General features: G+C 59.9%; 11 protein-coding genes. 6 read left to right on the forward strand and 5 right to left on the reverse strand.

Annotated features, from left to right (window positions below):
- Positions 1 to 9 precede the first annotated feature (9 nt).
- Positions 10 to 501, reverse strand: coding sequence for a SixA phosphatase family protein (locus ACIQJ2_RS13020; protein ID WP_400669191.1), 492 nt, complete (start codon positions 499 to 501; stop codon positions 10 to 12).
- Positions 502 to 781: 280 nt separating this feature from the next.
- Here ACIQJ2_RS13020 and dksA point away from each other — a divergent pair, with 280 nt between their 5' ends.
- Positions 782 to 1,201 (forward strand): RNA polymerase-binding protein DksA, encoded by a 420-nt coding sequence (dksA, locus tag ACIQJ2_RS13025; RefSeq protein ID WP_004109001.1) that lies wholly within the window; start codon positions 782 to 784, stop codon positions 1,199 to 1,201.
- Positions 1,202 to 1,293: 92 nt separating this feature from the next.
- Here the strand turns inward: dksA and ACIQJ2_RS13030 are convergent, their stop codons facing one another.
- Positions 1,294 to 2,205: a flagellar biosynthetic protein FliO gene (locus ACIQJ2_RS13030; RefSeq protein ID WP_400669193.1), complete on the reverse strand. Its 912-nt coding sequence runs from the start codon at positions 2,203 to 2,205 to the stop codon at positions 1,294 to 1,296.
- Positions 2,206 to 2,495: 290 nt separating this feature from the next.
- Between ACIQJ2_RS13030 and cckA the strand changes: the two genes are divergently transcribed.
- Complete coding sequence (cckA, locus tag ACIQJ2_RS13035; RefSeq protein ID WP_400669195.1) at positions 2,496 to 5,111, forward strand: cell cycle histidine kinase CckA; 2,616 nt, start codon at positions 2,496 to 2,498, stop codon at positions 5,109 to 5,111.
- 220 nt (positions 5,112 to 5,331) lie between these two features.
- The gene (trpS, locus tag ACIQJ2_RS13040; RefSeq protein WP_400669196.1) at positions 5,332 to 6,384 is read left to right on the forward strand and encodes a tryptophan--tRNA ligase; all 1,053 of its coding nucleotides are present in this window, start codon (positions 5,332 to 5,334) and stop codon (positions 6,382 to 6,384) included.
- Positions 6,385 to 6,534: 150 nt separating this feature from the next.
- Here the strand turns inward: trpS and ACIQJ2_RS13045 are convergent, their stop codons facing one another.
- Both ACIQJ2_RS13045 and ACIQJ2_RS13050 read right to left on the reverse strand, forming a co-directional pair.
- Positions 6,535 to 7,461 carry a pseudouridine-5'-phosphate glycosidase gene (locus ACIQJ2_RS13045; protein ID WP_400669198.1) on the reverse strand — a complete coding sequence of 309 codons (927 nt, stop codon included), beginning with the start codon at positions 7,459 to 7,461 and terminating at the stop codon, positions 6,535 to 6,537.
- 46 nt (positions 7,462 to 7,507) lie between these two features.
- Positions 7,508 to 8,452: a carbohydrate kinase family protein gene (locus ACIQJ2_RS13050; RefSeq protein ID WP_400669200.1), complete on the reverse strand. Its 945-nt coding sequence runs from the start codon at positions 8,450 to 8,452 to the stop codon at positions 7,508 to 7,510.
- A 239-nt stretch (positions 8,453 to 8,691) separates the two neighbouring features.
- Here ACIQJ2_RS13050 and recA point away from each other — a divergent pair, with 239 nt between their 5' ends.
- From recA to ACIQJ2_RS13065, 3 genes are all read left to right on the forward strand, one after another.
- Entirely contained in the window at positions 8,692 to 9,780 is a 1,089-nt protein-coding gene (recA, locus tag ACIQJ2_RS13055; RefSeq protein ID WP_184704102.1) for a recombinase RecA, read from the forward strand.
- Between the two features lie 172 nt (positions 9,781 to 9,952).
- Positions 9,953 to 12,613: an alanine--tRNA ligase gene (gene alaS / locus ACIQJ2_RS13060; protein ID WP_400669202.1), complete on the forward strand. Its 2,661-nt coding sequence runs from the start codon at positions 9,953 to 9,955 to the stop codon at positions 12,611 to 12,613.
- 136 nt (positions 12,614 to 12,749) lie between these two features.
- The gene (locus ACIQJ2_RS13065; protein WP_400669204.1) at positions 12,750 to 13,601 is read left to right on the forward strand and encodes a GyrI-like domain-containing protein; all 852 of its coding nucleotides are present in this window, start codon (positions 12,750 to 12,752) and stop codon (positions 13,599 to 13,601) included.
- 48 nt (positions 13,602 to 13,649) lie between these two features.
- Here ACIQJ2_RS13065 and ACIQJ2_RS13070 read toward each other — a convergent pair whose 3' ends face one another.
- Entirely contained in the window at positions 13,650 to 14,276 is a 627-nt protein-coding gene (locus ACIQJ2_RS13070) for a glutathione S-transferase family protein (RefSeq protein ID WP_199150407.1), read from the reverse strand.
- Positions 14,277 to 14,374 lie beyond the last annotated feature (98 nt).

Raw genomic sequence — 14,374 nt, forward strand, 5'->3', positions numbered from 1 at the left:
GCGACATCCCTATTCGGTGATGAAATCCGTCAGCGACCAGCCGGATGCCGTCACATCGACGACAGCAAGGCCGGCTGTCGGAAAGCCATGCGGAAGCACGCGCCCCAGCGCCTCGTCGCCGATCAGGGCCGCCAGCGTCTGCTCGATGATCGGATTATGCGCCACCAGCATCACGGACTGTCGATCGGTCTGCGAGGCAATAAGCGCAAGGTAGATATCGAGCGTTCCGTTGTAGATCGCATCGACGAAGCGGAATTCGGTAGAGGGGCTGACGACTCGTCGCATAGCCTCGGCAGTCTGGCGGCAACGAAGCGCGGTCGAGGAAATGATCAGGTCCGGCCTGTAGTCTTTTTCAGCGGCCTCGTCGGCAACGATTTCGGCGGTAGCGTAGCCATTGTCGTTCAGGGGTCGATCGAAATCTTTCTGCCCGGGTACGGCGCGCTGAGCTTCGGCATGACGCAGGAGATAGATCCTAGATGGCGGCGGCAAGATGCTGGTCATGATGAAATTCCGGAGCTCGATTTCGACAATCAGGTAGCGTCTCTTCGCCCATGCCGTCAACCGCCGCGAGATCGGCCGAATCGCGGCCCGACACATGGTTTCGCCAAGGTTCTGAAAATGCCGATTTTCTGATGAAGCCAATATATGATGAAAAAATATACACTTAGCCGAAATTTATGACAAATTTAAAAATCGGTTGACAGCGTCTATTTGGCTTGAATCGGCACTAGCGGTTGGGATATACACCCCGCCATAAGAGATGTTCTTCAGGAGAATCGCGTTGAGTGAGAAGATCGATCTTAGTAACTACGTGCCCTCGGAAGACGAGGAGTTCATGAACCTAAATCAGCGAGCTTACTTCAGAGCGAAGCTGATAGCCTGGAAAAACGATATCCTAAGAGAAGCGCGCGAAACCCTGGACCACCTGGCAGAAGAAAGCGCAAACCATCCCGATCTCGCCGATCGGGCTTCCTCAGAAACGGACAGAGCCATCGAACTTCGAGCTCGAGACCGCCAGCGTAAACTTATTTCTAAAATCGATGCCGCCTTGCAGCGTATTGAAGACGGCACTTACGGCTACTGTGAAGAAACCGGCGAACCGATCGGCCTCAAGCGTCTCGACGCGCGTCCGATCGCCACCTTGTCGATCGAAGCGCAGGAACGTCATGAGCGCCGTGAGAAAGTTTATCGCGACGAATAATGAGACGGTCGGTTTCGACCGGAACTAAAAACAAAGGCACGGCGGGAAGTTCGCCGTGCCTTTTTTGATTCCGAGATATTGCCGGCCTCGTGCTATTTGTCGCGGCTGACGCTCATTTCGCCAAAGATGCGGGCGACTTCCTTCTGAAGGGCGCTGTCCGCTCCAGTCATCGGCGCAAGCTCCGGCTCTATACGTTGCGCAGGAGCTGGATTGGGCGCCGCAGCCGGTTGCTGCTGGACCTGGCGTTGTGGCGGAGCGTTTGGAATGATCCGTTCCGCCGTCAAGTTCTTCGACATTTCCGCTTCCAAAATACGCTGGAATTCGTTGCCGGAATCGGCAGAGGCGGGCGATGCGACCGTCGGCTCGACCGATGCGGCGGCTCGGGCCGGCTGCGGCGGCAGCACGGTATGGCGTGCTGCGTCCAGTATGTCGGCGGCCTCAGCCTCCGTGATAACGGGTGCCGGCTGAGGTGCTCGCTGTGGCGGCGTTGCGACCGGTTGCGGGGCGGCCTCGACCGGTTGCGGCGCAGGTTTCGGCGTTGCGGTAACAACGGGCTCGGCGCGCAGATAGGCTTCAAGCCTGTCTTCCGTGGGCTGCTGGCGCTGCGTTGGAAGCGCGGCCGGAGGACTATCCAGCTCGGCGACCTTCTGTCGCGATAGCGGACGGCTTTCCGATGAAGGGGGAATGTCGAGCGATGTCGCGGCACCTGCCTTATTTGGATCGGAGATGCCGGATTCGATGACGATATCGGTCGGGCCGCCGATCATGATAAGATGTTCGATGCCATCGCGCCGCACAAGCACGAGCCGTCGGCGCGCATCGACGGCGGCGGCATCAAGCACCTGAAGGCGCGGCTGGCGGTTCTTGCCGCCGCGCACAAAGGGTGACGGCGCCCGGTTGCGCAGGATCCAAAGAACGCCAACGAGCAAGAGGAGGGCGAGTGCAACCCCGCCGGCTGCGAGGAAAAAGCGGCTGCCGTAGGCTCCGGCGATGTCGTCCAACATGTCGAGATACTCCGTATTTGTCCCCGATGTCGCGGCCGAGGTGCAACTACTGCAAGGTAGATACTTTGACTTTGGCTTTCCTATGCGGCGATCATAAGGACAGGATCTAGCCGGATACAAGATGCGATTGTAGCCTCTTGGGCTGTCTTGCTTGTGAATTCAAGCCTTTCTCGCCCAGCAAAGCTTTTTGCCTGTCATGCAAATTGGTAAAGAAGATTCGCAAAGTCCGACTCTGGCGATCCGCAATGTCTATGACATGTCGCGAGGAGAACGGCGCAGACGAGGGGTTTATGACGAAGCAGCGTCCGTCCGACGAGTATAGCGTGCCGCTGGTGGATCGCGGGGTTCGTTCTGGAACCGTGCTGCGCATCATCTTGCTTGCGCTCGTTCTCATGGCTGCCGCGGCCGCCTTCGTCCTGTTCAAAAGTCAACTCGACAACGAGGCCGTGCTCGGCGGCCTTGGCATTCTTGCCATGGTCGGGATCTTCTTCCTGGTCTCGTCGATCATCGGCTTCGTCGAGGTCATGCCGCAGCCACAGTCCGATAGCCTGGCGCGTTCGTTCCTGAACAGCCACCCGGACGGGACGCTGATCACGGATGAGAAGGGACGCATCGTCTATGCCAATGCTGCCTACGGACGGCTGACGGGTGCTACCAAGGCGACCGAGGTGCAGTCGCTCGAGACGCTGCTTTCTCGCAACCGTGAGTCAAACGAGGCTCTCTATCGCCTGGCCAATGGTTTGCGTGACGGCAAGGAGGGATCGGAGGAGTTTCGGTTGTTGAAGCCGCTCGGTCCCTTCAACGGAATCGGGCAGACGGCCCATTGGTATCGATTGAAAGCGCGGGTATTGCAGCCGGAGCAGGGCGGCAACACGGCGCTGCACATCTGGCAGATCACCGATATCACGTCCGAGCGCGACGATCAGGAGCGCTTTTTCAAGGAACTTCAGAACGCGATCGATTATCTCGACCATGCGCCGGCCGGTTTCTTTTCCGCCGGCCGCAAGGGCGAAATCTTCTATCTCAATGCGACGTTGGCGGAATGGCTCGGTTTCGACCTGACGAAATTCGTGCCGGGATCGATGACGATCGGAGATCTCGTGGCCGGAGAGGGGCTGGCCCTCATCCAGTCCGTGCAGGCCGAGCCCGGCTTCAAGAAGACGGTGACGCTCGACCTCGACCTGCGGCGTTCCAACGGCCAGAGCCTGCCGGTGCAGATCGTCCACAGCGTCACGTCGATGCGCGATGGTGCCCCGGGGGAGAGCCGGACCATCGTACTGACACGGCAAAATGGTGGCGACACCGAGCAATCGGCTTCGGCGGCGGCGATGCGTTTCAGCCGCTTCTTCAACAATACGCCGATGGCGATCGCGTCCGTCGATGGCAATGGCCGCATTCTGCGCACCAATGCCCCGTTCCTGAAGCTGTTCTCGGATCTGGTATCACGCGACGACATCGAGCGCGGCGCGGCGCTGGAGACCATCGTCAACGAGAGCGACCGGTCGCGGCTGCATCAGGCGCTGGCCGCAGCCAAGGACCGACAGGGCGATATTCCGCCCATCGACTCCCGCAATCCGAAAGACGATACGAGGCATTTCCGCTTCTACGTCAACGCTGTCATCGACCAGACGGACGAGGCGCCGGAAGAGGCTGCCATCGTCTATGCCGTCGAAGTGACCGAGCAGAAGGCGCTCGAAACGCAGATGGCGCAGACGCAGAAGCTCAATGCCGTCGGCACGCTCGCCGGTGGCATCGCGCATGACTTTAACAACGTGCTGACGGCGATCCTGCTGTCGTCAGACCATCTCCTGCTGCAGGCGCGGCCTTCCGATGCCAGCTTTGCGGATTTGATGGAAATCAAGCGCAATGCCAATCGCGCGGCTGTGCTGGTGCGCCAGCTGCTGGCTTTCTCGCGCAAGCAGACCATGCGGCCGTCGATCCTCAATCTGACCGATGTGATCGGCGATCTCCGCATGCTGGTGGATCGGCTGCTATCGGGCACGCATGTCAAGCTGGATGTCGACTACGGCCGCGATCTCTGGCCGGTGAAGACGGATCTTTCGCAGTTCGAGCAGGTGCTCATCAATCTTTGCGTCAATGCGCGCGATGCGATGCCGGGTGGCGGCATGCTGACGCTGCGGACGCGCAATCTGCTTGCGGCTGACGTCAGCGCCTTCAATTATCCCTATCTGCCGCATGAGGACATGGTTCTCGTCGAAGTCAGCGATACCGGCACCGGTATCGCACCCGAAATCATGGACAAGATCTTCGAGCCCTTCTTCACCACCAAGGAAGTGGGCAAGGGCACCGGCCTCGGCCTTGCGATGGTCTATGGCATCATCAAGCAATCCGGCGGGTACATCCAGCCGGAATCGGAAGTCGGCAAGGGAACGACCTTCCGCATCTTCCTGCCGCGCCATATCGTCGAAATGCCAGCCGTTACCGAAGCGAAAACGCCCGAAAGCCGGGATGTTGCTGCCATGGACCAAAGCGTTGCAGCCGTGGTGCCTTCGGAAGAGCCGGCCGACCTGACCGGCAAATCTGCGGTCGTGTTGCTGGTCGAAGACGAGGAGGCGGTGCGTCGCGGCGGCAAGCGCATGCTCGAGACGCGCGGTTATACCGTTTATGAGGCCGGTTCCGGTGTGGAAGCGCTCGATATCATGGATGAACTCGACGGCCAGGTCGATGTCGTCGTGTCGGATGTGGTCATGCCTGAGATGGATGGCCCGTCGCTGCTGCGTGAGCTGCGCAAGAAATACCCGGATATGAAGTTCATCTTCGTGTCGGGTTATGCGGAGGATGCCTTCGCCCGCAACCTGCCGGCGGACGCGCAATTCGGCTTCCTGCCGAAGCCGTTTTCGCTGAAGCAGCTTGCGGTGGTCGTGCGCGAGACGCTGGATAAATAGGCGAGAGGCGATTGGGCCTCTCCCTGTTGCCGATTGTATCGCAAAGGTGTAATCAACCGCGCATGAACGATTTTGCACAGTCCATTTGTCAAATGTGGTGGCGCTCCTTCTAGGAGCGGCAGTCGTCATATATTGAAATCGACCCTGCCGCCGTGATCCGGCAGGCATGTTCATTTCAGGTTCCTTCCCGATTGCGGCGGCTCCTTTTGCGGAGCAAAGAATGTCTTCCCCTATCGATACCCGCCCCATCATCCTGACGGGCGACCGGACCACCGGTCCTCTCCATCTCGGCCACTATGTCGGCTCGCTGAAGAGCCGTGTCGCGCTTCAGCGCAGCCATCGGCAATTCTTGCTCCTGGCCGATACCCAGGCCCTGACCGATAATGCCGATGATCCCGAAAAGGTCCGTCGCAACGTTCTCGAGGTTGCCATCGACTATCTCGCCGTCGGCATCGATCCCTCACAAACGACGATCTGCGTGCAATCCGGCTTGCCGGCGCTGGCGGAACTGACATTGCTTTACCTGAATTTCGTCACCGTCAGCCGCCTTGAGCGCAATCCGACGATCAAGACGGAAATCCAGCTGCGCGGCTTCGAACGAGACGTGCCCGCCGGTTTTCTCTGCTATCCCGTGGCGCAGGCGGCCGATATTACCGCCTTCAAGGCGACTGTGGTGCCGGTTGGCGAGGATCAGGCGCCGTTGATCGAGCAGACCAACGAGATCGTTCGCCGCCTCAATCGGCAAGCCGGACGCGAGATCCTCGTCGAGGCTTCGGCCATGGTGCCCAAAATCGGGCGCTTGCCGGGTGTCGATGGCAAAACGAAGATGAGCAAATCCCAGGGCAACGCCATCCCGCTTTCTGCTTCGCCCGATGAGGTCAGCGCCGCGGTGCGGCGCATGTATACCGATCCGGACCACCTGCGGATCAGCGATCCCGGCAAGGTCGAGGGAAATGTCGTCTTCACCTATCTGGATGCGTTTTGCGACGATCGGGCTGTTATCGACGATCTGAAGGCGCGCTATCGTCGTGGAGGACTCGGCGATATCACCTTGAAGAGACATCTTGGAGACGTGCTCCAGGCATTGCTCGCGCCGATCCGCGAACGCCGTGCACGCTTCGCCGCCGAGCCGGATTATGTCCTGGGAATCGTGCGCGAGGGTACGCGAAAGGCGAGGGAGCGGACGGAGGCGACGCTTGCCGAGCTGCGGAACGCCCTTGGCTTGTTCACGCTAGAGCCGGATGATTTTAGGTCTGTTCGACCTAAAATCTGAATCCGCTCCAGAACCAGAAAAGTAGAGCGTGATGTCATCCGAAAACCGCTTACACTTTTCGGCATCACGCTCTAGCTTGAAAGAACTCAAAAGAGAGAGGGCCGGGCGATCTTCCGAACGCCCGGCCCTCCGTCGTGAAGGCAATATCAGCTATTCTGCGAGAGCAACCGCAATTTCCGCGCCGAGGCGTGCGTTGTTTTCGACAAGCGCAATGTTGGTCTTGAGGCTGCGGCCTTCGGTGATGTCGAAGATGGTGCTGAGCAGATAAGGCGTGACCGCCTTGCCGGCGATCTCGTCGCGGGCAGCGCTATCGAGGGCGCGCTCGATGTAGATTTCCATCTCTTCGCGCGGGATTTCGTCGGCTTCCGGAACCGGGTTGGCGATCAGCATGCCGCCATCAATGCCGAGCTGCTCGCGCGTCGTCTGGAAATTCGCGATGGCCGCGGGGCTGTTCAGCGTCAGCGGGCTCGGCAGGCCGGAAGAGCGCGACCAGAAGGCCGGGAATTCGGTGCTGTCAAAAGTGACCACCGGAACGCCGCGGGTTTCGAGCACTTCGAGCGTCTTCGGAATATCGAGGATAGCCTTGGCACCTGCGCAAACGACGATGACGCCGGTGCGGGCAAGTTCTTCAAGATCGGCCGAGATATCGAAGCTCTCTTCTGCGCCGCGGTGCACGCCGCCGATGCCGCCGGTAGCGAATACCTTGATGCCGGCGCGGGCAGCTGCGATCATCGTTGCGGCAACCGTAGTTGCACCGGTGCGGCGCTCCGCGATCGCGAAAGCGATATCAGCGCGCGAGACCTTCATGGCGCCTTCCGTCTTGGCAAGCGCTTCGAGTTCTTCCGGCTCGAGGCCGATATGCAGGGTGCCGTGAATGACGGCAATGGTTGCCGGCACGGCGCCCTTCTGCCGGATAATTGCTTCGACACTGCGAGCCATCTCGATATTGCCCGGGTAGGGCATGCCGTGGGTGATGATGGTCGATTCCAGTGCAACGATCGGCGCACCGCGCAGCTTGGCGGCGGCAACTTCCTTCGAATAGGAGATCGGAAGCAGGGGCGAGATAGGCTGGGTCATTTTCGTTTCCAATTCACTGAAACTATTTACGCGTTTTGAAGAGGCTTCATGACAGAATTTCGGCCTTGGGAACAAGTGCCAACATCGAGTTTAGCAGTTCGGGCGAAAGATTTTCGGCCGTCGCGAATGGAGATTGAACCGTGATCGCCGCTGCTGCCGTACCGTGACGAACGGCTTCGGCGAGGTCGTGACCGGCAAGCAGAGCGGCCAGAACGCCTGACGCCAGCGAATCTCCAGCACCCGTGACATCGGCGACATTTTCGACGATGGGCGGCTGCAAGCTGACGACCGCATTGTGCGAGAATGCAATCAGCTCGCGTTTGCCGCGGGTGATGACGCCATTGCGCAACCCGAGCGCCCGCAATCCGCTGACCCATTCACGAGGATCTTCCGGCCGATGGCCTGTCAACGCGGCGGCTTCGGCTTCATTGAGAAAGAGGTGATCGATGCCGGCTAGGCACGGCTTCAGCCGCATGACCTTCGCGGGCGAGATCGCGATGGCGGCAACCGGTTTGCCGTCGGCGGATGCTTTCGCTGCGATCGCGGCCAAAGTCTCGGCCGGCAGATTGGCGTCGCAGAGAACGAGATCGGCTACCTCGAACGCATCGCGAACCGCGCGAATCGTCAGGCGCCGGGGCGAGAACAGCTGGTAGAGCTCCATATCGGCAAGTGCGATGACCAGATTGCCGTCGCGCTCGAGGATCGCGGTGTAGCTCGGCGTCTTGCGGTCGAGGAAGACGAAAGGGGTATCCTCAACGCCGGCATGGCTCGCGGCCTCTGCGACCATCTCGCCGGAAGGATCGCCGCCGCGCGGCGAAATCATCCTGACATCAAAGCCGAGACGGGCCAAATTGCGGGCTGCATTGAAGCCGCCGCCGCCGGGCTCCTCGAACCATGCGCCCGGATTGCTGGCTCCGGGTGCCGTCTCGCCGAAAATACGGCCGCGCCGATCGACATGAGCGCCGCCGAGAACGAGAATCTTCTTCGCCATATGGTTTTCCTCAGCAGTCAAAAACGCGAATCGGGCCGGTTGCCAAGATGGCGGGATCTGCGGTCCCGGATATGTAAGTATCTGGTAAGAAACGAGAAAACAAAAGTAGAACGGAATTCATTTTACCTTTTTCTTTCAATTGCTTGTTGTGCTCTTGCGACAAGAGAACAAATAGAGTACAGAATTCTCGTCAGCGGCGACATTGCTTGAGCGGCTTCAATAACCTAAAGGTGGATCGAATGTCTCAGAATTCTTTGCGGCTTGTAGAGGACAAATCGGTGGATAAAAGCAAGGCACTTGAAGCGGCACTCTCTCAAATTGAGCGGTCGTTCGGCAAGGGCTCGATCATGAAGCTCGGCTCAAACGAGAATGTGGTCGAAATCGAAACGGTTTCCACTGGCTCTTTGAGCCTCGATATCGCCCTCGGCATCGGCGGCTTGCCGAAGGGGCGCATCATCGAAATCTATGGGCCGGAAAGCTCGGGTAAGACGACGCTTGCATTGCAGACCATTGCAGAAGCCCAGAAGAAGGGCGGCATTTGCGCCTTCGTCGACGCGGAACACGCGCTCGATCCGGTCTACGCCCGCAAGCTCGGTGTTGACCTGCAGAATCTTTTGATCTCGCAGCCGGATACCGGCGAGCAGGCGCTCGAAATCACCGACACGCTGGTGCGCTCCGGCGCCATCGACGTTCTCGTCGTCGACTCCGTGGCTGCTCTGACGCCGCGCGCCGAAATCGAAGGCGAAATGGGCGATAGCCTGCCGGGTCTTCAGGCTCGTCTGATGAGCCAGGCGCTGCGCAAACTGACGGCTTCGATCTCGAAGTCGAACACCATGGTGATCTTCATCAACCAGATCCGCATGAAGATCGGCGTCATGTTCGGCTCGCCGGAAACGACGACGGGCGGTAATGCGCTGAAGTTCTATGCATCGGTTCGCCTCGACATCCGCCGTATCGGCGCGGTCAAGGAGCGCGAAGAGGTGATCGGTAACCAGACCCGCGTGAAGGTCGTCAAGAACAAGATGGCGCCTCCCTTCAAGCAGGTCGAATTCGACATCATGTACGGCGAAGGCGTTTCCAAGACCGGCGAGCTGGTCGATCTCGGCGTCAAGGCTGGTATCGTCGAAAAGTCCGGCGCATGGTTCTCCTATAACAGCCAGCGTCTCGGCCAGGGTCGCGAAAACGCGAAGATTTTCCTGCGCGATAATCCGGATCTCGCTCGCGAGATCGAATTGTCGCTGCGCCAGAACGCCGGCCTGATTGCCGACCGCTTCCTGCAGAATGGCGGTCCGGATGCCGGTGACGATGGCGATGCCGGCGGCGAATAAGAGATTTCGGGAGCAATTCCCGGCGTAAGACAAGATTAAATGCTGAAACCGGCCGTATTGTCCAAGGGATGTGCGGCCGGTTTTGTTCGTGCGGCTGGACAGCGCCCGGAGCGAACGATAAAAGCCACTGACTTTGAAGCAAGTTGTTGACGGCAGTACTGAAGGGCCCCCTATGAGCGGTGTGAATGAAATCCGGTCGACCTTCCTCGACTATTTTAAGAAAAACGGCCACGAGATCGTGCCGTCGAGCCCGCTCGTACCACGCAACGATCCGACATTGATGTTCACCAATGCCGGCATGGTGCAGTTCAAGAACGTCTTCACCGGCCTGGAACAGCGCCCTTACTCGACGGCTTCGACCGCGCAGAAATGCGTGCGCGCTGGTGGCAAGCACAACGACCTCGACAATGTCGGCTACACCGCGCGCCATCACACCTTCTTCGAAATGCTCGGCAACTTCTCCTTTGGCGACTATTTCAAGGAGCGCGCCATCGAGCTTGCATGGAACCTGATCACCAAGGAATTCGGCCTCGACGCCAAGCGCCTGCTGGTCACGGTCTACCACACGGACGATGACGCCTTTAACCTCTGGAAGAAGATCGCCGGTCTTTCCGACGACAAGATCATCCGTATCGCCACCAACGACAATTTCTGGGCGATGGGCGATACCGGTCCGTGCGGCCCCTGTTCGGAAATCTTCTACGATCACGGCGACCATATCTGGGGCGGCCCTCCCGGCTCTCCGGAAGAAGACGGCGATCGTTTCATCGAAATCTGGAACCTCGTCTTCATGCAGTTCGAGCAGATCACCAAGGAACAGCGTGTCGACCTGCCGCGTCCGTCGATCGACACCGGCATGGGCCTCGAGCGCGTTGCCGCAGTTCTGCAGGGCAAGCATGACAATTACGATATCGATCTCTTCCGTGCGCTGATCGAAGCCTCGGAAGAGGCGACCGGCGTCAAGGCCGAGGGTGAGCATCGCGCCAGCCATCGCGTCATCGCCGACCATCTGCGTTCTTCCGCTTTCCTGATCGCCGATGGCGTGCTGCCGTCGAACGAAGGCCGTGGCTACGTGCTTCGCCGCATCATGCGCCGCGCGATGCGCCACGCGCAGCTGCTCGGCGCCAAGGAGCCGCTGATGTGGAAGCTGCTGCCGGCGCTGATCCAGCAGATGGGCCGTGCCTATCCCGAGCTGGTACGCGCCGAGGCGCTGACCTCCGAGACGCTGAAGCTCGAAGAGACCCGTTTCCGCAAGACGCTGGAACGCGGCCTGTCGCTGCTCAACGATGCCACTTCGGACCTGCACAAGGGTGACAGCCTGGATGGCGAAACCGCCTTCAAGCTCTACGATACCTATGGCTTCCCGCTCGACCTGACGCAGGACGCGCTGCGCGCCCGCGGCATTGGCGTCGACATCTCCAGCTTCACGGATGCGATGGAGCGGCAGAAGGCCGAGGCGCGTTCGCACTGGACCGGTTCCGGTGATAAGGCGACGGAAACCATCTGGTTCGAGCTCAAGGAAAAGAACGGCGCGACCGAATTTCTCGGCTACGACACGGAAGCAGCCGAAGGCGTCATCCAGGCGATCGTCAAGGACGGCGTTGCCGTCGACAGCGCTTCTGCCGGCGACAAGGTGCAGATCGTCGTCAACCAGACGCCATTCTATGGCGAATCCGGTGGTCAGATGGGCGATACCGGCGTGATATCAAGCGACCACGGTAAGCTTGCCGTCGCTGATACGCAGAAGAAGGGCGAGGGCCTCTTCGTGCACAGCTCGGAAGTCTCGGAAGGCAAGATCAAGGTCGGTGACGCCGTCGTGCTGACGGTGGATCACGCAAGACGCTCGCGCCTGCGCGCCAATCACTCCGCCACCCACCTGCTGCACGAGGCTCTTCGTGAGGTTCTCGGCACCCATGTGGCGCAGAAGGGTTCGCTGGTCGCGCCGGAGCGCCTGCGCTTCGACGTGTCCCATCCGAAGCCGATGACGGCCGAGGAGTTGAAGGTCGTTGAAGAGATGGCCAACGAGATCGTCCTGCAGAACTCGCCGGTCACAACCCGTCTGATGAGCGTCGATGACGCCATCGCGGAAGGCGCCATGGCGCTGTTCGGCGAAAAGTATGGCGACGAAGTCCGCGTCGTTTCCATGGGGCAGGGCGTGCGCGGCACCAAGGCCGGCAAGGCCTATTCCATCGAGCTTTGCGGCGGCACGCATGTGTCCGCCACTGGCCAGATCGGTCTGGTGCGCATCCTGGGCGACAGCGCCGTCGGTGCCGGCGTGCGCCGTATCGAAGCTGTCACCGGCGAATCCGCGCGTGACTATCTCGCCGAGCAGGATGATCGCGTGAAGAGCCTCGCCTCGACATTGAAGGTCCAGCCGGCAGAGGTGGTTTCGCGCGTCGAAGCCTTGATGGACGAGCGCCGCAAGCTGGAACGCGAATTGGCCGACGCCAAGCGCAAGCTTGCCATGGGCGGCGGTCAGGGCGGCTCTGCCGATGCGGTTCGCGACGTCAACGGCGTCAAGTTTCTCGGTAAGGCCATCTCCGGCGTCGACCCGAAGGATCTGAAGGGGCTCGCGGATGAGGCCAAGGCAAATCTCGGCTCGGGCGTGGTTGCGCTGATCGGTGTTTCCGAAGATGGCAAGGCCAGTGCCGTCGTTGCCGTTACCGAGGATCTGATCGGCCGCGCAAGTGCCGTCGATCTCGTGCGCGTCGCGTCGGCTGCCCTCGGCGGCAAGGGCGGCGGCGGGCGTCCCGACATGGCGCAGGCCGGCGGTCCGGATGGCAACAAGGCCGACGAAGCGATCGAGGCGATTGCTGCGGCGCTTGCCGGCTAACAGACTGATTTTCTGTCTATAATGTCAATGGTGGATACTTCGGTATCCGCCATTTCTTTTTGCGGGCGCAAGTCAGCAGGATTTGTCAAATCAGGTTATGGTCTTGTTGGGCCGATCGATTTGCAAGGGGTTTGACATGAGTGGTGGAACGGCGTGGACGCTTTACGAGACCCGGTTGCGCCGGGTTTCGGCCTATATCCACGAGCATCTGGACGAAGAGCTCGATATGGAAAAGCTCGCCGAAATCGCCTGCATGTCCAGCTATCACTGGCACAGGATCTATCGGGCGATCTATGGCGAGACGGCGGCGGCAACGGTCAAGCGGCTTCGGCTGCATCGCGCCGCCGGCGATCTCGTCAACACCCGTCTATCCGTCAGCGCCATTGCAAAGCGGTCGGGCTATCCCAACCTCCAGTCGTTCAACCGCATCTTCGGATCCGTCTACGGCATGCCGCCGGCGCGATATCGGAATGAGGGAAGCCACACGATCTTCGAACCCAACACCCAAGGAAGGATTACTGTTTTGTTCGACGTTACGCTTCGCACCATCTCCCCGATGTCACTTGTCGGTGTCGCTCATACCGGCTCCTACATGCAGATCGGCCAGGCTTTCGAGACGCTTTTCGGAACGATCTTCACTCGCGGCCTTGCCGGGCCCGATATGCGTATGATCGGCATCTACCTCGACGATCCGGATGTCGTCGACGTCGACAAGCTGCGCTCTTACGCTTGCGTCACGGCTGGAGAGGCGGTCGCTGCCGACGCTCCTCTGGAGCGGCGCTCGCTTGAGGGTGGCGATTATGCCGTGCTTCGCCACAAAGGGCCTTATGCGAACATGCACAAGGCGTATCAATGGCTCTATGCGCAATGGCTGCCTGCCTCCGGGCGGCAACTGCGCGATACCGTTATGTTTGAAGAATACATCAACAATCCGCGCGACGTTCCGCCGACGGAACTGCTGACGGATATCTATATGCCGCTGAAATAGCGGCATATAGGATTTTGACTGAGCATTTTCCGTCAGCCTGTTGTATATTCAGCTGTTTTCCTTTTTCGGCATCGCGGCGTTATCGATTTCGTTGCCGCGGCGATAGGCGTCGCGATCGCTGACGCGAGCCCAATAGTCGACGAAGGCCTGACGCTTCTCGATCGTGCCGAAGTTGAGACCCCAGCCGATATGCGAACCGACATAGACGTCGGCGGCCGTAAACCGGTCGCCGGCGATGAAGGGAGAGCTTGAGACTGCATACTCGATCGTGTCCAGGACGCTTTGGAAGCTGCCGCAGCCTGCCATGCGCAGGCGTTCCGGCGGGACTTCGAAGCCAAGCGCACGGTTGGTAACTGCCGTCTCGAATGGTCCGGCAGCGAAAAACATCCAGCGGAAATAACGGCCGCGCTCGGCGGCCGTCGGCGCAAGGCCAGCCTCCGGGAAAGTTTCGGCCAGATAGGCGCAGATGGCAGCACCCTCCGTGACGACAGTATCGCCATGCTTGATCGCAGGCACTTTGCCCATGGGGTTCACGGAGAGATATTCGGGTGACTTCATCGTCGTACCGTAATCGAGATACTCGGTGCGGTAGGGCTGGCCGATTTCCTCAAGCATCCAGCGGGCGATGCGTCCGCGCGACATGGGGTTGGTGTAGAAAACAAGTTCTTCGGCCATTTGTCTCTCCCATTTTTGACGCGCGCATTGTTGCCACCGGCAGACTGCGACGGCAAGCTTCCCGGCAAAAGAAAACCCGGCGCGAGGGCCGGGTTTTC

The organism is Rhizobium sp. NPDC092011, from assembly GCF_044756305.1.
Lineage (GTDB): Bacteria > Pseudomonadota > Alphaproteobacteria > Rhizobiales > Rhizobiaceae > Rhizobium.